The sequence below is a fragment of the Kribbella sp. NBC_00889 genome (genome assembly GCF_045207705.1).
In the GTDB taxonomy this organism is placed as follows: Bacteria; Actinomycetota; Actinomycetes; order Propionibacteriales; family Kribbellaceae; genus Kribbella.
In genome coordinates, this window is record NZ_CP108783.1 from 2,967,978 (window position 1) to 2,990,927 (window position 22,950).

The 22,950-nt window shown below is 69.3% G+C and carries 20 protein-coding genes; 9 read left to right on the top strand and 11 right to left on the bottom strand.

Going from position 1 to position 22,950, the window contains the following annotated elements; translation table 11 throughout:
* The first annotated feature begins 248 nt into the window (after positions 1-248).
* Complete coding sequence (locus OG817_RS14375; protein WP_396390651.1) at positions 249-524, top strand: protealysin inhibitor emfourin; 276 nt, start codon at positions 249-251, stop codon at positions 522-524.
* A gap of 18 nt (positions 525-542) precedes the next feature.
* Here OG817_RS14375 and OG817_RS14380 read toward each other — a convergent pair whose 3' ends face one another.
* From OG817_RS14380 to OG817_RS14390, 3 genes are read right to left on the bottom strand one after another with little or no spacing between them, the layout of a single operon-like run.
* Positions 543-2,003 carry a beta-N-acetylhexosaminidase gene (locus OG817_RS14380; RefSeq protein ID WP_406057444.1) on the bottom strand — a complete coding sequence of 487 codons (1,461 nt, stop codon included), beginning with the start codon at positions 2,001-2,003 and terminating at the stop codon, positions 543-545.
* Between the two features lie 39 nt (positions 2,004-2,042).
* The gene (locus OG817_RS14385) at positions 2,043-2,816 is read right to left on the bottom strand and encodes a fructosamine kinase family protein (protein ID WP_406054901.1); all 774 of its coding nucleotides are present in this window, start codon (positions 2,814-2,816) and stop codon (positions 2,043-2,045) included.
* The gene (locus tag OG817_RS14390) at positions 2,776-3,993 is read right to left on the bottom strand and encodes an MFS transporter (RefSeq protein ID WP_406054903.1); all 1,218 of its coding nucleotides are present in this window, start codon (positions 3,991-3,993) and stop codon (positions 2,776-2,778) included. Before OG817_RS14390 ends, OG817_RS14385 begins: the two co-directional genes overlap by 41 nt.
* Positions 3,994-4,044: 51 nt before the next feature.
* Between OG817_RS14390 and OG817_RS14395 the strand changes: the two genes are divergently transcribed.
* Together OG817_RS14395 and OG817_RS14400 are read left to right on the top strand one after the other, a co-directional pair.
* On the top strand, positions 4,045-4,701 hold the full coding sequence (locus tag OG817_RS14395; protein ID WP_406054905.1) for a CGNR zinc finger domain-containing protein: 657 nt from the start codon (positions 4,045-4,047) through the stop codon (positions 4,699-4,701).
* A 191-nt stretch (positions 4,702-4,892) separates the two neighbouring features.
* The gene (locus OG817_RS14400) at positions 4,893-5,309 is read left to right on the top strand and encodes a VOC family protein (protein WP_396390646.1); all 417 of its coding nucleotides are present in this window, start codon (positions 4,893-4,895) and stop codon (positions 5,307-5,309) included.
* 53 nt (positions 5,310-5,362) lie between these two features.
* Here OG817_RS14400 and OG817_RS14405 read toward each other — a convergent pair whose 3' ends face one another.
* Positions 5,363-6,109, bottom strand: coding sequence for a phytanoyl-CoA dioxygenase family protein (locus OG817_RS14405; protein ID WP_406054907.1), 747 nt, complete (start codon positions 6,107-6,109; stop codon positions 5,363-5,365).
* A 69-nt stretch (positions 6,110-6,178) separates the two neighbouring features.
* On the opposite strand from OG817_RS14405, the gene OG817_RS14410 reads away from it, so the two are divergent.
* Both OG817_RS14410 and OG817_RS14415 read left to right on the top strand, forming a co-directional pair.
* Positions 6,179-7,021, top strand: coding sequence for an AraC family transcriptional regulator (locus OG817_RS14410; RefSeq protein ID WP_406054909.1), 843 nt, complete (start codon positions 6,179-6,181; stop codon positions 7,019-7,021).
* Positions 7,022-7,058: 37 nt separating this feature from the next.
* Positions 7,059-8,711, top strand: a complete 1,653-nt coding sequence (locus OG817_RS14415; RefSeq protein ID WP_406054911.1) for a tetratricopeptide repeat protein — start codon at positions 7,059-7,061, stop codon at positions 8,709-8,711.
* Here the strand turns inward: OG817_RS14415 and OG817_RS14420 are convergent.
* From OG817_RS14420 to OG817_RS14430, 3 genes are all read right to left on the bottom strand, one after another.
* Positions 8,687-9,901, bottom strand: coding sequence for a PQQ-binding-like beta-propeller repeat protein (locus tag OG817_RS14420; protein WP_406054913.1), 1,215 nt, complete (start codon positions 9,899-9,901; stop codon positions 8,687-8,689). The genes OG817_RS14415 and OG817_RS14420 overlap by 25 nt on opposite strands.
* A gap of 34 nt (positions 9,902-9,935) precedes the next feature.
* Positions 9,936-13,850, bottom strand: a complete 3,915-nt coding sequence (gene hrpA, locus OG817_RS14425) for an ATP-dependent RNA helicase HrpA (protein WP_406054915.1) — start codon at positions 13,848-13,850, stop codon at positions 9,936-9,938.
* Positions 13,851-14,126: 276 nt separating this feature from the next.
* The gene (locus OG817_RS14430) at positions 14,127-14,534 is read right to left on the bottom strand and encodes a universal stress protein (RefSeq protein WP_360446998.1); all 408 of its coding nucleotides are present in this window, start codon (positions 14,532-14,534) and stop codon (positions 14,127-14,129) included.
* Between the two features lie 175 nt (positions 14,535-14,709).
* On the opposite strand from OG817_RS14430, the gene OG817_RS14435 reads away from it, so the two are divergent.
* A complete protein-coding gene (locus tag OG817_RS14435; RefSeq protein ID WP_406054917.1) occupies positions 14,710-15,504 on the top strand; it encodes a TIGR03619 family F420-dependent LLM class oxidoreductase in 795 nt (264 codons plus the stop codon).
* Here OG817_RS14435 and OG817_RS14440 read toward each other — a convergent pair.
* Genes OG817_RS14440 through OG817_RS14450 form a run of 3 tightly spaced genes read right to left on the bottom strand, consistent with a single transcriptional unit; the run spans position 15,490 to position 18,810 of the window.
* Positions 15,490-17,094, bottom strand: coding sequence for an AMP-binding protein (locus OG817_RS14440; protein ID WP_406054919.1), 1,605 nt, complete (start codon positions 17,092-17,094; stop codon positions 15,490-15,492). The genes OG817_RS14435 and OG817_RS14440 overlap by 15 nt on opposite strands.
* The gene (locus tag OG817_RS14445; RefSeq protein WP_406054921.1) at positions 17,091-17,981 is read right to left on the bottom strand and encodes an SDR family NAD(P)-dependent oxidoreductase; all 891 of its coding nucleotides are present in this window, start codon (positions 17,979-17,981) and stop codon (positions 17,091-17,093) included. Before OG817_RS14445 ends, OG817_RS14440 begins: the two co-directional genes overlap by 4 nt.
* Before the next feature lie 10 nt (positions 17,982-17,991).
* Entirely contained in the window at positions 17,992-18,810 is an 819-nt protein-coding gene (locus tag OG817_RS14450) for an alpha/beta fold hydrolase (protein ID WP_406054923.1), read from the bottom strand.
* A 77-nt stretch (positions 18,811-18,887) separates the two neighbouring features.
* On the opposite strand from OG817_RS14450, the gene OG817_RS14455 reads away from it, so the two are divergent.
* A complete protein-coding gene (locus OG817_RS14455) occupies positions 18,888-20,015 on the top strand; it encodes a M24 family metallopeptidase (RefSeq protein WP_406054925.1) in 1,128 nt (375 codons plus the stop codon).
* A 6-nt stretch (positions 20,016-20,021) separates the two neighbouring features.
* On the opposite strand, the gene OG817_RS14460 is transcribed toward OG817_RS14455, so the two are convergent.
* Positions 20,022-21,017, bottom strand: a complete 996-nt coding sequence (locus tag OG817_RS14460; RefSeq protein WP_396390626.1) for a GlxA family transcriptional regulator — start codon at positions 21,015-21,017, stop codon at positions 20,022-20,024.
* Positions 21,018-21,033: 16 nt separating this feature from the next.
* Here OG817_RS14460 and OG817_RS14465 point away from each other — a divergent pair, with 16 nt between their 5' ends.
* On the top strand, positions 21,034-22,362 hold the full coding sequence (locus OG817_RS14465; RefSeq protein WP_406054928.1) for an MFS transporter: 1,329 nt from the start codon (positions 21,034-21,036) through the stop codon (positions 22,360-22,362).
* A gap of 46 nt (positions 22,363-22,408) precedes the next feature.
* The gene (gene soxR / locus OG817_RS14470; RefSeq protein ID WP_406054930.1) at positions 22,409-22,888 is read left to right on the top strand and encodes a redox-sensitive transcriptional activator SoxR; all 480 of its coding nucleotides are present in this window, start codon (positions 22,409-22,411) and stop codon (positions 22,886-22,888) included.
* Positions 22,889-22,950 lie beyond the last annotated feature (62 nt).

The following is a 22,950-nucleotide window of genomic DNA, read 5'->3' on the forward strand; positions in this document are numbered from 1 at the left end:
CGCTAATAGTCGCCGCCTGCGACGCTGTGTGTGCGCTCGATCCAGCCTCTCCGGGACCCCGGCGTACGCCGAATCCCGCGCCGACCTGCTGATTCGCGGCCGGCGCCGGGTTCCGGCCGATGGCAACGAAGGACATTTCGCCGGTACGCCGGGTGATGGTCGCGCGAACCTGAGCGGGTTTCCCGGCGTGTCGCGCGGCTCTGGACATTCGTTGCGCGGCACGCAATGGTGTGCCCGAGGAGGCACTCTTGATCGTCAAAGTGACCCGCAGTGGCGGTTTCGCCGGCCTGATGGCACACGGTGAACTCGACACGAGCGCCGAACCGGACGCCGGCGAGCTGGAGGCCGCGGTGCGTGCGCTCGACCAGGACAAGCTCGGCACCGGCCGTCCGCAACCGGACCGGTACGTCTACCGGCTCGAGGTGCGTGACACCACAGGAGCGGATGCCACGCACCTCACCGTCGCCGAACAGGACGTGGACCAGACCACCGCATGGCTGCTGGACCGCGTCCTGGGGCACTAAGGGCGTGTCTGACAACCCCTAGCGCCAGTCGACCTCAGGAGCGCGGTAGTAGTTCACGTTCAGCACGTCCCAGCGCGCCGCCTGTCCGGCCAGCCGTGCCCTGTACGACTCCCAGTCCAGCGCGGACGCCCGCGACCACCCGAGCTCGGCGATGCCCGGCAGCCGCGGGAACGCCATGTACTCGATCTTCGACATGTCGTCGAAGGTCTCCGACCACAGCGGCGCCTCCACGCCGATCACGGCGCTCTCCGGCAGGTTCGGGATCAGCGTCGCGGGGTCCCAGCGATAGGCCTTCTCCACACTCACCAGACCGGCCCAGTCGAGGCCGTACGGCGTGTCCTGGTCGTACTTCATGTCCAAGTACGCCCGGTTGGCCGGTGACATCACCACCTCGGCGCCGTTGGCCGCCGCGTTGCGGGTCAGCTCCCGCGACCGGTCGTCGTCGGTACCCCAGTACTGCACGATGCTTCCGGCGGGCAGCGGTGCATCGGCGATCTCGTGCCAGCCCATCACGCGCTTGCCGTGCTTGACGACCAGTTCGGCCGCCTTCGGCACGAACGTGAGGTAGTCCGAGTGCGGAGTCGAGTGTGCCTCGTCCCCACCGAGGTGGATGACGTCGCCCGGCGTCTGCTCGGCCACCTCCCGGAAGACATCGTCCAGGAAGTCGTAGGTGACGTCCTTGTGCACGGCGAGCGAGCTGAATCCGACCTCGGTGCCGGTGAAGTACTCCGTGGCCTCGCCGTCGGCGTTCAGCTCGGGGTACGACGTCAGCGCCGCGTTGGTGTGTCCCGGGGTGTCGATCTCCGGGACCACGGTGACGAACCGCTCCGCGGCGTACAGGATGATCTCGGCGAAGTCCGCCTTGGTGTAGTGGCCACCTGGGCCGCCCCCGACCTCGGAGCTGGCTCCGTGCTTGGTCAGCTCCGGCCAGGAGTCCACCTGGACTCGCCAGCCCTGGTCGTCGGACAGATGCAGGTGGAGCCGGTTGAGCTTGTAGAGCGACGCGAGGTCGATGCAGCGCTTGACCTCGGCGACCGAGCGGAAGTGCCGGGACACGTCGAGCATGACGCCGCGGTACGGGTAGCGCGGTGCGTCGGCGATCGTCGTACCGGCGATCTCCCAGGGGCCGGACTGCTCCGTGCCGGCATCCGCCATGGCCGGAAGCAGCTGGCGGAGCGTGGTCACGGCCCGGAAGAGGCCCTCGGCCGTGGCCGCGGTGAGCGTCACCGCCGAGCTGTCCACGCGGAGCTCGTAGCCCTCCGCGCCGAGCGAGCTCGGCCCGTCGGTCGAGAGCGTGATGGTGCCGGTGCCCGGCTCCACAGGCAAGGCGAAGCCGGTGGACAGGCGGAGCTGAGCGGCGAGCTGGTCAGCCACCGAGGTGGCCGCCTCGTCGGTGCTGAGTACGCCGACAGTCGCCGAGGACTGCAGCGTGAAGGTCTGGTCGGGCAGGGGGGTCTGGGTGACAGGCTGCGGAATCAGGGTGGGCTCCGGTGATCGCGTGGGTTGTTTGGAAGAGTCTTATCCATATTTGTGCGCGATGGCGATCGCCTGCGCGACATAGCTCCCGCCGAACATCACCACGTGGGTCAGCAAGGGGTGCAGCCGGTGCAGTCCGACCCGGTCACGCCAACCCTCCGCAAGCGGATGCACCTCGTCGTACACACGCAGGACTCGCTCGAGCTGCGGCATGCCGAAGAGGCCGAGCATGGCCAGGTCCGTCTCGCGGTGACCGCCGTGCGCGGCAGGGTCGATCAGGTGTACGCCGTCCGCCCTCCAGAGGACGTTGCCCGACCAGAGGTCACCGTGGATCCGGCTCGGCGGCTCCGACGGGTCGTCGTACTGGCCGGCCGCCAGCCGCCTGCACACCAGCTCGAACACCTCCAGTTGGTGCCCGTCGATCGTGCCTCGGTCGTACGCCGCCCGCAGGTACGGCCGGAGCCGGAGGTTGGCGAAGAACTCACCCCACGGCTTCAGCGGCTCCAGCGCGTGCGGCAACCCGATCGTGCCGATGTAGCCGTCGCCGTCCCACCCATCCGGCGGTACGCCGAAGTGCCGCGCGCCGGCGTCGTGGGTGACCGCAAGCCGCCGGCCGAACTCGTCCGCGGCCGCTCCGGTCGGCGGAACGAGGTCGAGCCGGACAGTGCTCAGGTGGTCGCTGGAGACATCGACCGGCGTGGCCACCGGCACACCGCCCGGTACGGCGAGCCAGTGCAGGCCGGCGGCCTCGACCTCGAAGAACCCGTGGGGCGCGTCATGCCGCCTCTTCACAAACCTGTCGCTCAGGACGGTCATGTTCGCACTCTGCCACCCGGACCGGGCGCCGAGCCAGCACCGGCTCGGCCAACAGCGTCAGAACCGCTGCGGCGGCCAGCAGGGCGCCGACCAGGGCCACGCTGCGCACTCCGACACCGTCGACCAGGCCACCACCGATGAACGCACCCGCAGCGATGCCCACGTTGAACGCGGAGCTCGTGCCGGCCGAGGCGAGGTCGGTGCTGCCTGGAGCGACCTGCAGTGTGCGGTTCTGCACTGCGACGGCCATCCCCATGAAGGCGAGGCCGGTGACAGCGATCAGGGCGACTGTGGCCACCAGGTGACTGCCGAAGACGTAGAGGCCCGCGAGCGCAGAGCTGAGGAGCGCATAGGAGACGACCACCGATCCCCACGGAAATCGATCAAGGATCCGGCCCACGATCAGCGTCCCGGCCAGGCCACCCAGTCCACTCGCGAACAGCATCGGGCCAAGGGCATCCCGGGGCAGGCCGGTGATGTCCAGCAGGAAGGGCGTGACGTAGGTGTTGAACGTCAGGAAGCCGGTCACCCCGATCGCCGAGCTGGCGAGGATCACGCCGTACCGCCGGAAGTCGGGCGAACTGCCGCGACCGGTTGCTCTGTTGCGACCCTCGACGGCCGGAAGCAGCAAGAGGATGCCGGCGCACGCGATGGCGCCGAGAACGGCCATCACGGCGAGTGGGACCCGCCAGCCGGCCTGCTCGCCGAGCCAGGTGCCGAGTGGGATGCCGAGGACCGGCGCGAGCGCCGTGCCGATCGCCAGCCTGGCCACCACCCGGCCGCGGACCTGCGGTGGGAACAGGCTGGTCGCGATCGGCGGCGCGATCGCCCAGAACAGTGCCTGGGAGAGCGCGGTGAGCAGCCGGCTGGCGAAGAGGATCTGGTACGTCGGCGCGGCGGCGGAGAGCGCAGTCGACACGGCCAGGACGCCGAGCGTGCTGCCCAGCACAAGGCGGCGGGGCAGCCGCAGCGTCAGACGGGCGAGCGGGATCGAGGCCACCACCACGACGGCGGCGTACCCGGTCACCAGGAGGCCGACCTCGGACCGGGATCGATCGAGGTCGCCGGCGATCACGGTCAGCAGGCCGATCGGGAGAACTTCGATCGTCACGTACGAGAAGGTGCTGACGGCGAGCATGAGCAGGGCCGCGTTGGCCCGACGGGATGTGATGGGCATGACTTCACCTGTGATTCCACTGAAGGACTGTATGGTGGTAGCATCTCACCCATGACCGACAGTTTTCGCGACGAGCTCAGGATTGTCGGTGGGCATCCGGCCCTGGACCTCGTGAACACGGTAACGCCCCGGATTCCGGGCCGTCCCGACCTGCGCGACTATCTGAGACGGCCGACGGACCTGCTCGACTGGAGTCGCCGGATCGAGCTCGTCGACCCGGCCGAGGGTGAGGCGATCGCGGCGGTCTGGGAGGGTGCCCCGGACCTGGCCGAGAAGGCTCTCCGGGCGACGGACGAGATCCGCGAGGCGACGTACGCCGTCCTGGCTCCGCGCGCGGGCGGGGCTTCTGCGCTGCCGGCGGAAACCTCGCAGGCGTCCGTCTACGAACGGTTGATGCTGCGCTGGGCCGCTGCGGCCGCACGCTCGATGCTGGTCGCGCGGACCGACGGTTCCGGGGTCGTCGACCTGCGCGTCGGCACCGCACCGGCGTTGATGATCCCGGACCGGTTGGTGGCCGCCGCGATCGAGCTGCTCCGGACCGTCGAGCTGCGGCATTTGCGCGCCTGCCCGACCGACGAGGGTGGGTGCGGCTGGCTGTTCCTCGACCGGAGCCGGAACGGATCACGCCGCTGGTGCTCGATGGAGGACTGCGGCACCCGCGCGAAGATCCGCAAGCTGTCCGAGCGGCGGCGCGCTACCAGTGTCTAGGAGTTATGCCGGTAGTCCTGGCGGCTGCTCACTGTCCGCGACCGGCTGACCCGTCAAGAAGGCGTGTCGAAAGATGCGAAGTGTCCGTCGGACCTGTCATCGTAGGCGGCCGGGCCTTCCGAACACGACGGGCCTGGCCGGTCCTGCCCCAGACAGGGGCGGGCAGTTGGTGAACAGAAGCTGGAGGACAGATGACGCAGGTGGCAGAGCAGCCGGGCAGTACTGCCGGGCGGCTCGGCTCGGTGGTGCTGGATTGCCCGGACCCACTCGAGCTCGCCCAGTTCTACTCAGCGCTGCTGGGGCTGGACATCGACGAGAACGGTGACGACGACTGGCGGAGCCTGACCGGCCCCGGTTCGTCGCTGGGCAACTCGGTGCTGGCCTTCCGCCGCTCGGAGGAGTACGTGCCGGCCACCTGGCCCGGCACCGACGCGCAGGATCTCCATCTCGACCTCATCGTCGAGGACATTTCCAGCGGCCACGCGACCGTGGTCGCCCTCGGGGCCGAACCGCTCGACCCCCTGGACCCGCCACCGGCCGGCAACGGTCGCGGCTGGCGGATCTACGCCGACCCCGCAGGGCACCCGTTCCGGATCTGCCTCGAGTAAGGCGACCGTCCAGCGCCCGCCCCAGCTATCGGCCGGGGCGGGCGCTCGCTGTGTCAGACCCACGCGCTGCTTCCGGTGAAAGGGAAATGCGTACCTTCGACGTACTTCGGCCGTGGCTGGTAGCTGTTGACCCCCGGCTCACCGCGCAGGTGGAAGGCGCTCGGGTACGGCACCTCGGGATCCGTGATCCGCGTCGACGTGGGGATGTAGCGGATCGTCAGTCCGCACCGCCGGTTCGGCGACGTGTTCGCGTTGCTGCCGTGCACGATGTTCGGGTGGTGCACCTCGACGTCACCCGGCGCGAGCACCATGTCGACGGCCGCGGACTCGTCGACCTCGACCGCGATCTCCTGACCGAGAACGCTCTCCACCTCGGTGTTGTCGCGCATCCCGGCCACCCCCGAGCGATGGCTGCCCGGGATCACCCGCACGCAGCCGTTCTCCGGCGTGGAGTGGTCGACCGCCAGCCAGAGCGTCACGACCTTCATCGGGTCGAGCGGCCAGAACGCCGCGTCCTGGTGCCACAGCACCGGCTGCCCGGAGTACGGCGGCTTGGAGATGTAGTGCGACGCGAACAGCGCGAGATCGGGTCCGACGAACTGCGACGCGATGTCGAGCAGCCGTTCGTCACTCACCAACCGCACCCAGAACGGGTCGTCGCGCAGGTACACGTGCCCGAGTTGTTCCGGCCGTACGTCGGGGTGCCGGGCCTGCAGCCACTCGACATGATCATTCACTTCCTTGATCAGGGCCGGATCGATGACATCGCGGAAGATCACAGAGCCGTCGTCTTCGAACATGTCTCCATGCTGCGGTGTGGCGACAGCGGCTACTAGCAGCAAGCTGACGAGAACTTGTAGCGTGTTGATGTGGATCAGGCGCTGCGCTTCGAGTCGCACGCGTTCGGCCGTCCGTATCACGCGGCCCGCGTCCGGATCGCCGCGCGAGCGCGCGACACCGAACTGCACACCCATGCGGACTTCCATGAGTTGATGGGCGTGGTGTCCGGCAGCGGAGAGCACCTGTTGACCACAGGTACGCAGAGCCTCGTGGCCGGCGACGTCGTACTCGTGCGGCCGCAGGATCGGCACGCCGTCCGCGGTGCGGCACCTGACGGGCTGGAGTTCGTGAACGTCGCCTTCCCGAGTTCGGCCTGGCAAGGCTTCCTCGACCTGACCAGGACCAACCCGACCGGAAGCTGGGCCACCGCGCGTGGGCCGGTGGCCTTCCACACGCCCGCCGCGATCGCCGTGTTCGAACACGCCCTGGACCGTTTCCAGGACGAGCCCGGCGCCTACGATCTGATGCGTTTCTGGATCGACCTGCTGCCACTGGTCTCGCCCGGGGAACTCGCCTCACCCGCGGGCACGCCCATCGCACCGGACTGGCTGTCGAAGGCCTGCCGGTCGATGCGGGCCGAGGAGAATCTGCGCGGAGGAGTGCCGCGGCTCCTCGAGCTGTCCGGTGTCAGCCCGGCCCACCTGTCCCGCTCGATGCGGGCGGCCTACGGACGTACGCCGACCGCCTTCGTCGCCGACCTCCGCCTGGAACACGCCGCATCGTTGCTCGCAGCAACCAATCACCCGGTCGCCGCGATCGCGGCCCGCTGCGGTTTCACCAGTCAGTCGTACTTCACCCGCTGCTTCACCGCCGCCCACCAGCTCTCGCCCCGGGACTTCCGCCGTCGCTCGCAGCGAGCGTTCGTGCCGTAGCGCTCGTCGTACTGGACAACGCGACGGATGCGCGCAGGTGCGGCAGTTGCTGCCGGCCGGACCTGGGTGTGCGGTGCTGGTCACCAGTCGCCGGGTGCTTGCGACGCTGGACGGCGTACGTCACCTGCACCTTCGCCCGTTGGCTCCTGGCGAGTCCACGACGCTGCTCGGCCGGTTGGCCGGGGCTGACCGAATCGCCGCGGATCCGGCCGCCGCGCGGAAGCTGGTCGGGTTGTGCGGGGGACTGCCGTTGGCGGTGCGGATTGCCGGCGCCCGGTTGGCGGCACGGCCCACCTGGCCGGTGCGCACCCTGACCGATCGGCTTGCGAATGCCCGCAGCCGCCTCGACGAGCTGCGCGCGGATGATCTCGACGTCCGGGCCTCCCTGCAGGTCGGTCACCGGTTGCTGGCGGCCGGATCGGTGGAGGAGCGTGCAGCTGCATCGGCCTTTGGGTTGCTCGGCCTGCCCGACGCAGCGGACCTGAGTCCGCCGTTCGCCGAACGGTTGCTCGGAGCAGTGGACGCGACGCCGGTGCTGGAGTTGCTGGTAGATGCGCAGTTGCTGGAGAGTCCTGCGCCGGGTCGCTATCGGCTGCACGAGCTGCTGCGGCTACTGGCCCGTGAGGTCGGCGCCGAGCGATCCGTTGACGAGAGGACCGCCGCACTGACCCGCGCGATGCGCTGGCAAGTCGCCACCGCCTGGAGTGGGTACGCCATGCTGCGCCCGGGCGACCCACGGTTGGACACCGCCGGCGCGTGGGCCGCTGGAGGCACGGCGTTCAACGGGGTCAGGCAGGCGCTGGAGTGGTTCGAGACCGAGCGGGCCAACCTGCTGGCCAGTGCCGAGCAGGCCGCCGCGACGGACGGCGTACCGGACGAGATCCCTGGCCAGTTGGCGCGGGCGCTGTTCGCGTTCTTCCACATTCGCGGTCATCGGGCCGACTGGATCCGGCTCAACCAGACTGCGTTGGCGGTCGCACGCCGTACGAAGGATGCGTACGCCGAAGGGTTCGCGCATCGCGACCTGGGTGCGGCCTACGAACTGCAAGGCGATTTCGATCAGGCCGCGGGGTATCTGCGGGCTGGCCTGCAACTGTTCACCGAGGCGGGTGACGACACCGGGCAGGCCTCGTGTCTGAACGGCCTCGGCACTGTCTACGACAGCCTGCAACGCTACGACCAGGCTGCGGATTGCCTCTCGCAGGCGCTGTCGATCGCCCGCCGGCTCGGCGACCCGCACAGCCAGGGCGTCTACCTGAACAACCTCGGGCCGGTCTTGGGGCAGCTCGGCCGGTACGCCGAAGCCTTGCGGTATCTCGCCGAGTCAGGGGCGATCTTCGCCGAGCTGGGCAACCGTCGCGGCCAGGCGGCGGCAGTCACGAATCTCGGTGAGGTCCACGAAGCCGCCGGCTCACCCGGCGAGGCGCTCCCTAGGTTCACCGCGGGACTCGCGATCTTCCGCGAGCTGGCCGACGAGGCGGGCCAGGAGCATTGCCTGACCCACCTCGGCCTCGCCCATCGCGACCTGGGCCGCGTCGACCAAGCGCTCGAGTGTCTGCGGTCCGCGCTGGCGATCTGTGAGCGCACCGACGACCAGCGTGGTGCGGCGCGGTGCCTACGGCTGATCCGCGAGACCCTTCGCCAGGCCGGGCCGCATGGCAAGGGTCAACGACTGAGTGCGAACGAGTAGACGTTCCCGCCGCCGTTGTCGCCGTACGTTCCTGCGTATACCTTGCCCTGGGCCACGACCGGTCCGGAGTCGACCGCGCCGGACACCCGAGCCGACCACAGCCGCTGCCCGTTGGTTGCGCGCAGTGCGTAGACGCTGCGGTCGTCCGACCCGACGTACACGACGCCGTTCGCCACCACGGGCGATGACATCACCACGCCGCCAGTACGGAAGCTCCACTTGATGGCGCCGGTCGCCGCGTCGAGTGCGAGCACCCGGCGGTCGTTGTTCGTGCCGATGTAGACCGTGCCGTTGACGACTGCCGGCGAGGACTGGAACGACGCGAGGATGTTCGTGCCGTACCGCACCTTCCACCGCTGTACGCCGGTCTCGGCGTTTACGGCGTACACATTGCCGTCCCGCGAGCCGAAGTACACGGTGCCGTCGACCACGGCCGGTGTCGAGGAGTTGTGCCCGCCGGTCGGGAACGACCACACAACGGCGCCGGTCGCCGCATCCAGGGCATAGACCTGCTGGTTGAGCGAGGCCGCGAACACCTTGCCACCGGCAACAGTCGGGCTCGAGTAGAAGCCGGAACCACGACCGCCGTTGGGCTTGGCGTCCCAGATCCGCGCACCGGTGGCGGCGTCCAGGGCCAGCACCTGGTCCTCGGTGGTGGCGGCGTACAGCACTCCGCCGGCGACCACGGGCGATCCGTTGATGTTGCTGACCGAGGCTCCAGTGCGCCACCGGGTCGCTCCGGTCACCGCGTCGAAGGCCCAGATCTCGGCGGCCGGCCGGTTGATCCCCAGGTAGACCACGCCGTCGCCGATGGCCGGCGACGTGAACGTCCAGTCGCCGGTCAGCGCGCTGTCTGGCTTCGCCCAGAGCTGCTGGCCAGTGGCCGCGTCGAGCGCGTGCAGCCGGCCGTCCAGCCCGCCGACGTACACCCGGCCGTCGGCGGTCGCCGGCGACGACCAGACGCTCCCTCCGATCTTGGTCACCCACTGCTGCCGCAATCCGCCGACGGTCGACACCGACAGCGCTGTCTCGGCAGTGTTGACGCCCTGGTGAGCAGGCCCGTTGCGGAACTGGGTCCAGTCACCGGTCGCGACGGCGCTCGCCGGGGCTGTACCCACAGCCACCAGCGGCGTCATGACAAGCGCAGCGAGCGCGCACAGGGCCCGCACCCTCAAGAATCGTCCAGTCATGACCCGACGATCCCGCGCCGGCATCAACGATCGATCAAGCCGTCGCGAGCGCCTTGCGGATCCGCTTCTCCGAGACCGGGTACGGCGTACCGAGGGTCTGCGCGAACAGACTGATCCGCAGCTCCTCGAGCATCCACCGCACCTCGAGAAGCTCCGGGCTCGGGTACTTGCCGGTCGGTACGGCGTTCAACCGGGCGCGATAGTCGGCATCGAGCGTTTGGATGATCGCCATGCCCGAGCGGTCGCGCATCGCGTTGGCGCCGATCTTGTCGAGCCGTTGCTCGATCCCGCGCAGGTAGCGGACGAGATCGGGCAGCCGGGTGGCTCCGGTCTCGGTGATGAAGCCCGGGTGGACCAGACCTTCCAGCTGGCCGCGAACGTCGGACAACGCCGCGAGCAGCGCCGGGCTCGATGCCCGCGAGATCAGCTTGTCCACCGTGCGCGCGTGGGCCAGCACCTGCTCGACCTGGCGCAGGATCGTCAGCACCGTGTCGGCGAGCTCCGACCGTACGGCGTCCCGCAGTACGGAGAACGCCGTCAGGTTCCACGCCGGGCCGTGCGCCGCGGTCATCAACTGGTCGACGGCCGCGGAGATCGCGTCCTCGAGCAGTTCACCGACGTTGCGGTGCGGGCCAGCCATCAGCGTCATCTTCTGCTGGTTGGTCAGGTTGCGCTGGACCACGTCGATCACGGACGGCATCGTCAGCAGCAGGAGCCGGCGGGTGCCGTTCCACATCGCAGCCGACTGGTCCCGCTCGGTCTCCTGCAGTCTGATCGCGACGGTCTTGCCCTCGTCGACCAGCGCTGGGTAGCCGGCGACCGTGAGCCCGTTGCGGTGCTCGGAGAAGCTGCGCGGCAGGTCGCCGAACGTCCAGTCGGTCAGGCCGGACCGCTCCAGCCCGCTGACAGCCTTCGACGCGACCTGCGAGATGGCGGCCTTGGTCTTCGGCTTGAGGCGTTCCTTGAGCTTGGCCAGATCCTTGCCCTCGGCCACCGTCTTGCGCTTGTCGTCGATCACCCGGAACGTCATCCGCAGGTGCTCCGGCACCCTGCTCCAGTCCCAGTCGCCCGGCTCGATCACCACATCGCGCAGGTTGCGCAGTTCACGCGCCATCGCGTCGGTGAGCGGACCGGAGGCCGGGTCGAGGTGGGGGAGGATCTGGCGGGCGTGGTCCGGGGCCGGCACGATGTTCCGCCGGATTGCCTTGGGCAAAGACTTGATCAGGGTGGTGACGAGCTCCTCGCGGAAGCCGGGCACGCTCCACTCGAAGCCGTCCGCGGTGACCTGGTTCAGCACCAGCAGTGGGATGTGTACGGTCACGCCGTCCGCGTCGGTGCCCGGCTCGAAGGCGTAGGTGAGGTCGAAGGTCATCCCGTTCTGCATCCAGTGCAGCGGGAACTCCTCCTCCTTGACCTCGGCACCCTCGCGGACGACCAGGGACCGCTCGAAGTCGAGCAGGTCGGCGTCACGCTGCCGGGCGTTCTTCCACCAGGTGTCGAAGTGCCGACCGGTGACGACCTCCGCGCCGACGCGTTCGTCGTAGAAGGTGAACAGCGTCTCGTCGTCGACCAGCAGGTCGCGCCGCCGGGTCCGCTCCTCGAGCTCCTCGACTTCCTCGACCAGCTTGCGGTTCTCGTGGAAGAACTTGTGGTGCGTGTCCCAGTCGCCCTCGACCAGCGCGTGCCGGATGAACAGCTCGCGGGAGACCTCGGGGTCGACCTTGCCGTAATTGACCTTGCGCCGCGCCACGATCGGTACGCCGTACAGGGTGACCTTCTCGTAGGCCATCACCGCGCCGGCCTTGCGCTCCCAGTGCGGCTCGGAGTACGTGCGTTTGATCAGGTGCTGCGCGATGTTCTCGGCCCACTCGGGCTCGATCTTGGCGTTCACCCGCGCCCACAGCCGCGAGGTCTCGACCAGCTCGGCGGCCATCACGAACTGCGGCGGCTTCTTGAACAGTCCGGAGCCGGGGAAGATCGCGAACTTGGTGCCGCGGGCACCGAGGTACTGGTGCTGGTTGGCCGGGTCCTTCATGCCGAGATGGGACAGCAGACCGGACATCAGCGAGACGTGGACGGCCTGTGGGTCGGCCGCCTCGCCGCTGTTCAGCGTGACGCCGATCTGGGACGCGACCTGGCGGAGCTGGGCGAAGATGTCTTGCCACTCCCGGACGCGCAGATAGTTGAGGTACTCGCTGCGGCACATCCGGCGGAACTGGTTGCCGGACAGCTCTTTCTGCTGCTTCTTCAGGTAGTTCCAGAGGTTCAGGAACCCGAGGAAGTCGCTGGTGGGATCGCGGAAACGAGCGTGCGCCTGCTGCGCCTGCGCCTCGGCGTCCGTCGGCCGCTCGCGCGGATCCTGGATCGACAGCGCGGCGGCGATCACCATCACCTCGCGGACACAGCCGTGCTTGTCCGCCTCGACGATCATCCGGGCCAACCGCGGGTCCAGCGGGATCTGGGCCAGCTGGCGGCCGATCGGGGTGAGCCTGCGGTGCCGCTCGGTCGCCTTCGCGGACTCGATCGCGCCGAGCTCGGTGAGCAGTTGCAGGCCGTCGGTGATGCTGCGCTTGTCCGGCTCGTCGATGAACGGGAACGCGGCGATGTCGCCGAGCCCGATCGAGGTCATCTGGAGAATGACGGACGCGAGATTGGTCCGCAGGATCTCGGGGTCGGTGAACTCGGGCCGGCTCTCGAAGTGCTCCTCGGAGTACAGCCGGATACAGATGCCGTCGCTGGTCCGTCCGGAGCGGCCCTTGCGCTGGTTGGCGCTGGCCTGCGAGACGGACTCGATCGGCAGGTGCTGGACCTTGGTGCGATGGCTGTACCGCGAGATCCGCGCCGTACCGGGGTCGACGACGTACTTGATGCCGGGGACGGTCAGCGAGGTCTCGGCGACGTTGGTCGCGAGGACGATGCGGCGGTTCGAGTGCGGCTGGAAGACGCGGTGCTGTTCGGCGTTGGAGAGTCTGGCGTAGAGCGGCAGGACCTCGACGGCCCCGGGCCGGCCGCGCTGGCCGGCGTACTTGTCGTTGAGCGCGTCGGCGGTGTCGCGGATCTCCCGCTCACCGCTGAGGAACACCAGTACGTCGCCCGAGGCCTCGTGCTCGAGTTCGTCGACGGCGTCCAGGATCGCCTGGGTCTGGTCGCGGTCCAGCGTGCTCGGGTCGTCCGGGTCGTTGATCGGGCGGTAGCGCACCTCGACCGGGTAGGTCCGGCCGGAGACCTCGACGATGGGCGCGGGGTTGCCCTGGCTGTCGGAGAAGTGTTCGGCGAACCGCTCCGGGTCGATCGTCGCGGAGGTGATGATGACCTTGAGGTCCGGGCGGCGGGGGAGCAGGCGCCTGAGGTAGCCGAGGATGAAGTCGATGTTCAGGCTGCGCTCGTGCGCCTCGTCGATGATGAGCGTGTCGTACCGGCTCAGGTCGCGATCGCGCTGCAGTTCGTTCAGCAGGATGCCGTCGGTCATGAGCTTCACCAGCGAGCGCTCACTGACCTTGTCGGTGAACCGTACGGCGAACCCGATGGTCTCGCCGAGCTCCGTGCCGAGCTCCTGCGCGATCCGCTCCGCCACGGTGCGTGCGGCGAGACGCCGGGGCTGGGTGTGACCGATCATGCCCTGGATGCCGCGGCCGAGCTCGAGGCAGATCTTCGGTAGCTGGGTCGTCTTCCCGGAGCCGGTCTCGCCGGCGACGACCACGACCTGGTGGTCCCGGATCGCGGCCGCGATGTCGTCCTTCAGCTGACTGACGGGCAGCTCCGGCGGATACGTGATCTCGGGCACTGCCAGCCGGCGCAACTCCACCCGCTGCTCGGCCTGCTCCACCGCCCCGAGCACACCCTGCAACGCCTGCTCGCGCTTGTGAGCTTCCTTCGTACTCCGAACCCGCTCCAGTCTGCGCCCGAGCTGCTCCCGGTCGTACACCGAAAGCCCCTCGAGCCGCGCCACCACGTCACCCAGATTCAGCTCAGCGGCCGGAGTCTGATCCGATGGCGGTTTCGGGCCACGCCCCCGGCGACGGGGACGCCGGTTGGTGGGAGCAGGGTAGGGACTGGGGGACTCGGTCCGGGCTTCTGGCATAACCCCACCAGTTTAGGCGCCCCACCCCAGCGCCTCACCTGGGTTTAGTGGACCGCCAGGCCATCACAACCGTCGCCTCCGCACCGGCCTACGCGGGCGAACGTCCCGTCCGCGTGGATTGTGATGGCGTGGAGGTCCGGCTCCTCAGTCTTCGTCCCGAGACGACGCCTTCACGGCGAGCACGGGGACGGGGGACTCGAGGAGGACCCTTTGGGCGGTGCTGCCGAGGATGAGTTTGCCGACCGGGCTGCGGCGGCGGAGGCCCAGAACGATTAGGCCGACGTCTTCAGCGCCGGCTGCCTTGAGGAGTTCGCCGGCCACGTCGCCCGAGGAGACGGCCTGCTGGATCGTCACCTCGACGCCACGCTCCCCAAGCCGAGCCGCGGCGGCGGCCAGCTCGTCGGCGTTGGCATAGCGAGCGTCGATGTACGCGTCGCCACGGCTGGTGTTCAGCAGCAGCACCGACGCCCCCCGCAGCTCGGCCTCCACAGCCGCCGCCGTGAGCGCGGCCTCACCCTCGGGAGTTGGCACATAACCGACCAGGATCTTCACAGGTTCACTCTCCCATCTCCGGACCTGTGCCACTCATCAACGACGCGGAAGCCGACCGGCTCACGCTCATCCAGCGCCTCGTCCAGGCGATCCGCGTGGGTTGTGGAGTGGCGCACGTCCGCCCCACCCCGGTTGCTTGACTCTGACACCGGTGTGAGGCGATAGCGTCGACCGCATGGTCGAACTGCAAGTGGTGCTGCCGGACGAATCGGCGACCATGCCGCCCGAACGGCTGGTCGAACTGGCCGTCGCCGCGGAGGAACTCGGCTACGGTACGGCGTGGTTGCCCGATCACATCCTGCCGCCGGGCGAGTTCGGCTCGGAGTACGGCGGGGTGTACGAGCCGCTGGTGACGATCGGCTACCTCGCGGCACGGACGACGCGGATCCGGTTCGGGACCTCGGTGATGATCCTCCCGCTGCGCAACCCGTACGTCGTCGCGAAGCAGGCAGCGACCCTGCATCGGCTGTCCGGGGAGCGAGTGGTGCTCGGCGTCGGCGTGGGGTGGACCGAGTCCGAGTTCGCCGCTGTCGGTGCTCCGTTCCGCGAGCGGGGGCGACGGACGGACGAGTCGCTGGAGATCATCCGGGGGTTGTTCGACGGTGAGGACCGCGGCGGTGTGTTCGAGCCGAAGCTGCAGGCCCCGCTCCCGATCATGATCGGTGGCGACAGTGCGCCGGCCCTCCGTCGCGTCGCACGTTTCGGCGACGAGTGGCAGGGCTTGGGCCTCGATTCATCGTCCTTCCGCGCGGCCGTCGCGAAGATCCGCGCTCAGACAGACCGTCAAGTCAGGGTCGGCAGGCGCCTGCACTGGTCCGGTGCAGCGTCAGAACTCGACGCCGTCGTCCGGCAGGGCACCGAACTCACCGAAGCCGGCGCCGATTCCCTGGCGGTCTCCTTCGGCGACCACAACCGAACCCTGGACCGCATGACCCGCTTCCGCGACGCTTTCGGACTAGCCGTCGAGTAGCCGATTGCGAAGAACCTTGCCGGTGGCGTTGCGGGGAAACTCGTCCACGATGCGGATCTCGCGGGGCGTCTTGTAGCGGGCCAGGTTCGCGCGGACGTGCGCCATCAGGTCGTCCTCCGACACCGGTTCGCGCAGTACGACGTACGCGATCAGGCGTTGGCCGAACTCCTCGTCCGGTACGCCGACCACCGCGGCCTCGGCGACCGCGGGGTGACTGGCCAGGCACTCCTCGACCTCGACCGGGTACACGTTCTCGCCGCCTGACACGATCATGTCGTCCTCGCGCCCGTCCACGAACAGCCGACCGATCCGGTCCAGGTGACCGAGGTCGCCGGTGCTCATCCGCCCGTCGACGATCGTCTTGCTGGAGCCATCGGAGTAGCCGCCGAACACGAGCCCGCCGCCGGCGAAGATCCGACCGGTCTCGCCGGTGGGCACCGGTCGATCGTCGTCGTCGAGGATCCGGATCGAGCTGCCGAGACACGGCCGCCCGACCGTCCCGGGCGCGGCGATCAGGTCGGCGGACGTCGCAATGGTCGCGATGCCGACCTCGCTCGATCCGTAGGCGTCACACAACACCGGCCCGAACTGCGTGATGAACCGCTCGGCCAGTGGCGCGCCGAGCGCGGACGCACCGGAGATCACCGCCCGCAGCGACCGCAGATCGTGCGTCGCGATCTCCGTCGGGCCGAGCTCCAGCATCCGCCGCAGCATCACCGGTACGGCGACCATCGAGCCGGCTCTGGTCCGTTCGACCGAGGCGAGCACCGCGCCGGCGTCGAACCGGCGGGCCAGCACCAGCGGCGAGCCGAGGAAGAGCGCGAGCATCGAGGTCAGCAGACCGAGTCCGTGGAACAGCGGCGGGCAGATCACCATCGGCTCGCCCGACCGCAGCCCGATGCGATTGAGCGCACTCGCGGTCAGTCCGGCGAGGCCGAGCGCGGTCGGCACCCGGGGCGCGGCCTTCGGCGCCCCGGTCGTGCCGGAGGTGAGGATGGTGATGTGCCCGGGCGATTCCGGCTTCGGCGCTTCAGGTGCATCGGATGCGGCGAGCTCGTCGAGATCCGAGAGCACGGACGGGATGTCCGCCGGTGGGTTGAATTCCGCGTCGTGGATGAGTAGATCGGGTCGATGCCGCGCCAGCACCGCGGCCAGCTGCGGGGGAGCGAAATCGGTGTTCACGAACAACACGTCCGCGCCCACCCGGGAAGCAGACAGCGTCGCCTCGAGGAAGCCACGGTGGTTCCGGCACAGCACCGCCACCTTGCTGCCGGCAACGATCTTGTGCCGGGCGTGCATCGCCGCCGCGATCCGTTCGCACCGGTGGTCCAGCTCGGCGTACGTCGTACTGCCGTCCTCGTCGATCACGGCGGGGCGATCGGGGTAGCGGATCGCGGCGATCACGCCCAGTGCGGCCATCGACTGGCCCCAGTGGCGCAGAGCTCGCTCGATCCCGATGAGGTGTGAAGGTCGCGCGGACCGCCAGACTCCGGACCTGAGCAACGCGACGGACACACCGCCGACCTCGGCCGCGCCCTGGACCAGCCAGTCCGGCGGCCGGATCGGCGCGATCGGCCGCGGCGCCCTCACGGCTGCCCCCTGCGTTTGGATCTCCCGTCGGTACGTCGGAAGTACTGCTCGAAGAGCCGGTCGGTGGGCACGCGCAACAGGTTGCCCAAGGCATCGGCCGGCCGGACCATCGGTGGCGTGATGTTGTGCGGCCGTTCGGCGACCGCCGTACACACCTGATCGGCGGCCTGCTCGGGCGACAGTCCGGGCATCTTGTTCAGCAAGGGGGTCGGCTCGCTCATCCGCGTGTGCACGAGACCCATGTAGACGGTCGACGTAGTGACTCCGTCGCCGCGGATCTCCTGCGCCACGGACCGCAGCCACACGTCGAACGCGCTCTTCGAGGCCAGGTACGCCGACCAGCGCGCCATCGGTGGTGTCCGGACCCCAGCGGTCGAGACGTTCACGATGTGGCCGGAGCGGCGTTCGCGCATCGACGGGAGCAGCTCGAGGACGAGCTTGGCCGGGCCGAGGTAGTTGACCGCGTTCGTCCGCTCGATGTCGTGGAAGCGTTGGTAGGAGTCGGCGATCGATCGGCGGATCGACTTGCCCGCGTTGCTCACGAGCACGTCAACATATCCGTGCTCGGTCAGCACTGTCCGCACGAGCTCCTCGACAGCAGCCGGATCAGCCAGGTTGGTGGGGTAGACGAACGCCGTACCTCCTGCTGCCCGGATCTCGCCGGCCACCACCTCCAGTTGGTCGGCCGTCCGAGCCACTAGCAGCACGGTCGCTCCGGCCCGGGCGAGTCGCCGCGCGGTCGCTTCGCCGATCCCGTACGACGCCCCGGTCACCAGGATGACCTGTCCACCGACGGCAGCGGCTAGCTGGTCGTCGCCGATGCGCGCCCGCCCGTTGGTCAGCGCGACAAGCAACGACCACCCGATCGACCGCTTCCCAGTCACCATGACCGTGACATTACCCGCTGGTAGGCGGCTGCGGCAGGCCCTGCGCGTCGTCGGCGACCCGCTGCAACCACTCGCGGGTCAGAGCAGCGAACAGCTCCGGTTGCTCGAGTTGGAGGTTGTGCCCCGCCACGTCGAGGACGGCGAGGCTCGCCCGCGGGTAGTGGGGGAGCAGGACATAGGTGTCCTCGTATCCGGTGATCGAGTCCTGCCGGCCGCAGACGATCAGCGTCGGGCGGGTCCAGACGGGACCGCTCTCCGGATCGACTGACAGCCTGCGCTTCCTCTCGATACGATCGAGCGCTGCGGTGTCGGCGATCGCGAGCCCTGGCGCAACGTCCTTCCGGTACGCCGCCAAGGCCGTGGCGGTCCGCACGACGGCCAGCTCGGTGAAGTCCTCACCCTCGGTCAGCGACTCGACGACGCCTGGCTCCGATCGCAGCACGACGTGCTCGGGCACGGTGCGGTCCGCGTTCTCGACGACCGTGCCGATCGGGCAGATCAGGCTGAGACCGAGCACCTGGTCCGGTCTCTCCCGAGCCAGGGCTCGCGCCAGGTAGCCGCCGTACGACTCCCCGATGAGCAGGAAGGGCTCGGCGCCGATCTGCTCGTCGACGAAGCTCTGCACGGCCGCGAGGATCCCGTCCGAGCTGTCGATGTCGCCGGCAGGGCTCTGCCCCATGCCGGGCAGGTCGGGGTAGAGCCGGCGATAGCCGGGCAGATCGGTGAAGATCGGCTCGAGGCAGCCGGTCATCAGCCGGTGGTCGGGAGTCCAGCCGTGCAGCGCCAGCACGGGAGTGCCGTCGCCGTAGGACACGTGGTGCAGTGTCATCAGAATCGCCTTTCGCCAAGCCCGGTCAGGGCGAAACAAGTTGTAACAATCGCCGCCGACAGTTCTAGAGTCGACCCATGGCTCGTCGCTCACCCCTTGGTCCTGTCCCTGAATCCGCGGTTCTCCGTTCCCGCCTGGAGCGTGCCCGAGAGGCCGCGGCCGGCACCGGCCTTCTGATCGCGCCGGGTTCCGACCTGCGCTATCTCCTCGGTCAGCCCGGCGGATCCTTCGAACGCCTCACGACGTTGGTGATCCCCGCCGACGGGGCCCCGGCGCTTGTCGTACCGAAGCTGGAAGCACCTGGGTACGACGGGCTGCCGCTGGGGGAACTCGGGGTCGAGGTCGTCACGTGGGTCGACGGCGAGGATGCGTACGGCCTGGCGGCGGATCGGCTGCGCGGTTCGGACCGGGTCGCGGTCAGCGACTTCACGCCCGCGCTCCACGTGCTGGCGCTGAGGGACGCACTGCCCAAGGCGGAGCAGACGCTGGCCGGTCCGATCGTGCGTGAGTTGCGGATGCGGAAGGACGCGGCGGAGGTCGAGGCTCTGCGGAAGGCAGGCGCGGCGATCGACCGCGTGCACGCCCGGGTCGGCGAGTGGCTGCGGCCCGGCCGGACCGAGGCGGAGGTCGGCGCGGACATCGCGGACGCGATCGTCGAGGAGGGTCACGTCGTGGCCGACTTCGTCATCGTCGCCAGCGGACCGAACGGTGCGAGCCCGCACCACGCCCTGTCCGATCGGGTCATCCAGGCGGGCGACGTCGTGGTGGTCGACATCGGCGGACCCGTTGCTGAGGGCTACAACTCGGACTCGACCCGGACGTACGCCGTGGGCACACCGCGTGACGCCGACGTCGCCGCGACGTACGCCGTACTGCGGGATGCGCAGCAAGCGGCGGTGGACGCGGTGCGGCCGGGGGTGTCCGCGGAATCGATCGACGCGGCGGCGCGGGAGGTGATCACGGCAGCCGGCTTCGGCGACTTCTTCATCCACCGGACCGGTCACGGGATCGGGCTCGACGTCCACGAGGAGCCGTACATCGTCGGTGGGAACGGACTGCTGCTCGAGCCGGGGATGGCGTTCAGCGTCGAACCAGGCATCTACCAGCCGGGCCGGTGGGGTGCACGGATCGAGGACATCGTGGTCGTCACCGAGGACGGCGTCGAGCCGATGAACCAGCGGCCGCACGACCTCGTCGTGCTCTGACGCCCGTCAGCCGGCGCGGAAGGTCTTGCGGTAGGCGAGCGGCGACACCCCGAGCTCGGACCGGAGGTGGTGCCGCAACGACGCCGCGGTGCCCAGGCCGGCAGCGTCGGCGACGCGGTCCACAGAGAGGTCGGTCGTCTCCAGCAGCTCACAGGCATGCCGCACGCGTTGCTGCAACAGCCACGCTCCTGGTGACTGCCCGGTCTCGGCCTTGAACCGGCGGCTGAACGTGCGCACGCTCATCCGGGCGTGCGCGGCCAGCCCCGGCAAGGTCAGCTCCTCGTCGAGCCGCCGCAGCGCCCAGGCCCGGGTGGGCGCCGTACCGTCGGTGCCTTCGTCCGGTACGACGCGCTCGATGAACTGGGACTGGCCACCGTCGCGCCACGGCGGTACGACGCAGCTCCGCGCAGCGCGGTTGGCGACCTCGCTGCCGAAGTCGCGGCGGACCAGGTGCAGGCACATGTCGACGCCTGCGGCCAGACCGGCGGACGTGACCACGTCACCGTCGTCGACGAACAGCAACTCCTCCTGCAGGTCGATGTGCGGGTAGATGCGGCGGAACAGCTCGGCCCGCTTCCAATGCGTCGTGGCCGGCCGCCCGTCCAGGTAGCCCGCCGCGGCGAGCACGAACGCACCGGTGCAGATCGAGGCGATCCGCGTTCCGGGACGGATCGTGGCGAGGGCGGCGGCGAGGTCGTCGGGCAGGATGCCCTCGTTACGCGGCTTCGGGTAGTAGGTCCCCGGGATGATGACCGTGTCGGCTTCCGCGAGTTCCTCGGGTCCGTAGTCCGGGAGCAGGCTGAATCCGGCGCTGGTCCGGACCGGCGACCTGTCCAGGCCGCAGACGCGGACGTCGTACAGCGGCTTGCCGTCTGCGCGGGCCGCGGCGCCGAGCACGGCCGGTGGGATGGTCAGGTCGAAACCGACCACCGGTTCGAGGGCCAGGACGGCGACCCGGTGCGGGCCGACCGCGGCCAGATGCCGCTTGCCTCGCGCTGTCATGGCCATATCTTGACACATGGTGGCGGCATGGCCACTGGTTCGGCGACGCTCCGGGCGGCAATCTAGGCGGGTGACGCAGATTCTGCCGACGAAAAAGGCTGCCCGGGTCCATCTGGCCTGGGCAGTCGCCGCTGTTGGGTTCGTGACCCTGATCGGCGCGGCCGGGTTCCGGTCCGTGCCGAGCGTGCTGCTCGACCCGCTGCACGACGAGTTCGGCTGGTCGCACGCGACGATCTCGTCGGCGGTGTCGATCAACCTGCTGCTGTACGGCCTGATCTCGCCGTTCGCCGCCGCGCTCATGGACCGGCTCGGTCTGCGCCGGGTGGTCAGCGGTGCGCTGGTGCTGATCGCTCTCGGCAGCGGACTGACGATCTTCATGAACTCGTCCTGGCAGTTGCTGCTCTGCTGGGGTCTGCTCGTCGGTGTGGGCACCGGATCGATGTCCATGACGTTCGTCGCGACCATCACCGGTCGCTGGTTCGTTGCCCGCCGCGGACTGGTCACCGGGATCCTCACAGCTGCCGGTGCGACCGGGCAGCTCATCTTCCTACCGCTGATCGCGAACCTGGCGACCGACTATGGCTGGCGTGTGCCGGCCCTGGTCGCGGCCGGCACTGCACTGGCCGTCGTGCCGCTGGTGTTGCTGTTCCTGCGCGACTACCCGAGCGACGTCGGACTGAGGGCGTACGGCGCTCCGGAGGGGAGCACGGCCGGGCAACGGGTCGAGTCGACCGGGAGCAGCGCAGTGCGCGCGGTGACCGCGTTGTGGACCGCGATGCGGCGGCCGGCGTTCTGGTTGCTCGCGGGTGGGTTCGCGATCTGTGGAGCGTCGACCAACGGTCTGATCGGCACGCACTTCGTCACGGCTGCGCACGACCATGGCATGCCGGCCACGACTGCGGCGTCGCTGCTGGCGCTGGTGGGTGTGTTCGACGTCGGCGGGACGATCGTATCCGGCTGGCTGACGGACCGGTGGGATCCGCGGTACCTGCTGATCGGCTACTACTCGCTGCGCGGGCTGTCGCTGCTGATCCTGCCGTCGCTGCTCGGTCCGACCGCGCAACCGAGCGTCTGGGTGTTCATCGTCTTCTACGGCCTCGACTGGGTCGCGACCGTGCCGCCGACGGTCGCGCTGTGCCGGGAATGGTTCGGAGTGGACGGGCCGATCGTGTTCGGCTGGGTGTTCGCGTCGCACCAGATCGGAGCCGCGCTGGCAGCCACCGGAGCGGGCGTGATCCGCGACGCGCAGGGCAGCTACAACCTCGCCTGGTACCTGGCCGGGGGACTGTGCGCGGCGGCCGCGCTGATGTCCGCGAGCATCGGACGCCGACTCGTGACCGCCTGACCCTCTGAGCTAGCCTCGATCTAGGTTGAGGTCGGAGGGCGGAGCGGTGGACATCGAGCCAGGTGAGTTGACGGTCGGGCAGCTGTCGCAGCGCAGTGGCGTGGCGATCTCGGCGCTGCACTTCTACGAGCGGCAGCACCTGATCGTGAGTCGCCGTACGTCGGGCAACCAGCGCCGGTACAAGCGCGACACGCTGCGCCGGGTCGCCTTGATCCGGATCGCCCAGAGGGTCGGAATCCCGCTCGCGGAGGTGGCGGCGATCCTGGCGTTGCTGCCCGAGAGCCGCACGCCGACCCGGCAGGACTGGGAGCGCATCTCGGAGTGCTGGCAGGCCGAACTGGACAAGCGCATCCTGCACCTCGAACAACTCCGGGACGACTTCAAGGAGTGCGTCGGCTGCGGCTGCCTGTCCCTCGACCGCTGCGCCCTCGCCAACCCGTACGACGCTCTGTCCGCGAACGGACCCGGCCCGCAGCGACTGATGGCGGCGAACGGCGAGCCGTGTCATCCCGGAAAGTGCGCCTGACCGAGGGTTTTCCACAGGTTGGCGGCCGCGCCCAGCGAACTGGGGGTGCAGGCGTCTAGGGT

Excerpts from the sequence above, each read along its gene's own strand:
- OG817_RS14435 (WP_406054917.1), top strand. The coding sequence starts at position 14,710 with ATGGTCGAACTGCAAGTGGTGCTGCCGGACGAATCGGCGACCATGCCG.
- OG817_RS14460 (WP_396390626.1), bottom strand. The coding sequence starts at position 21,017 with ATGACAGCGCGAGGCAAGCGGCATCTGGCCGCGGTCGGCCCGCACCGG.
- OG817_RS14405 (WP_406054907.1), bottom strand. The coding sequence starts at position 6,109 with ATGTTCGAAGACGACGGCTCTGTGATCTTCCGCGATGTCATCGATCCG.
- OG817_RS14445 (WP_406054921.1), bottom strand. The coding sequence starts at position 17,981 with ATGGTGACTGGGAAGCGGTCGATCGGGTGGTCGTTGCTTGTCGCGCTG.
- OG817_RS14395 (WP_406054905.1), top strand. The coding sequence starts at position 4,045 with ATGACCGACAGTTTTCGCGACGAGCTCAGGATTGTCGGTGGGCATCCG.
- OG817_RS14450 (WP_406054923.1), bottom strand. The coding sequence starts at position 18,810 with ATGACACTGCACCACGTGTCCTACGGCGACGGCACTCCCGTGCTGGCG.
- OG817_RS14400 (WP_396390646.1), top strand. The coding sequence starts at position 4,893 with ATGACGCAGGTGGCAGAGCAGCCGGGCAGTACTGCCGGGCGGCTCGGC.
- OG817_RS14455 (WP_406054925.1), top strand. The coding sequence starts at position 18,888 with ATGGCTCGTCGCTCACCCCTTGGTCCTGTCCCTGAATCCGCGGTTCTC.
- OG817_RS14385 (WP_406054901.1), bottom strand. The coding sequence starts at position 2,816 with ATGACCGTCCTGAGCGACAGGTTTGTGAAGAGGCGGCATGACGCGCCC.
- OG817_RS14390 (WP_406054903.1), bottom strand. The coding sequence starts at position 3,993 with ATGCCCATCACATCCCGTCGGGCCAACGCGGCCCTGCTCATGCTCGCC.
- OG817_RS14465 (WP_406054928.1), top strand. The coding sequence starts at position 21,034 with ATGGTGGCGGCATGGCCACTGGTTCGGCGACGCTCCGGGCGGCAATCT.
- OG817_RS14420 (WP_406054913.1), bottom strand. The coding sequence starts at position 9,901 with ATGACTGGACGATTCTTGAGGGTGCGGGCCCTGTGCGCGCTCGCTGCG.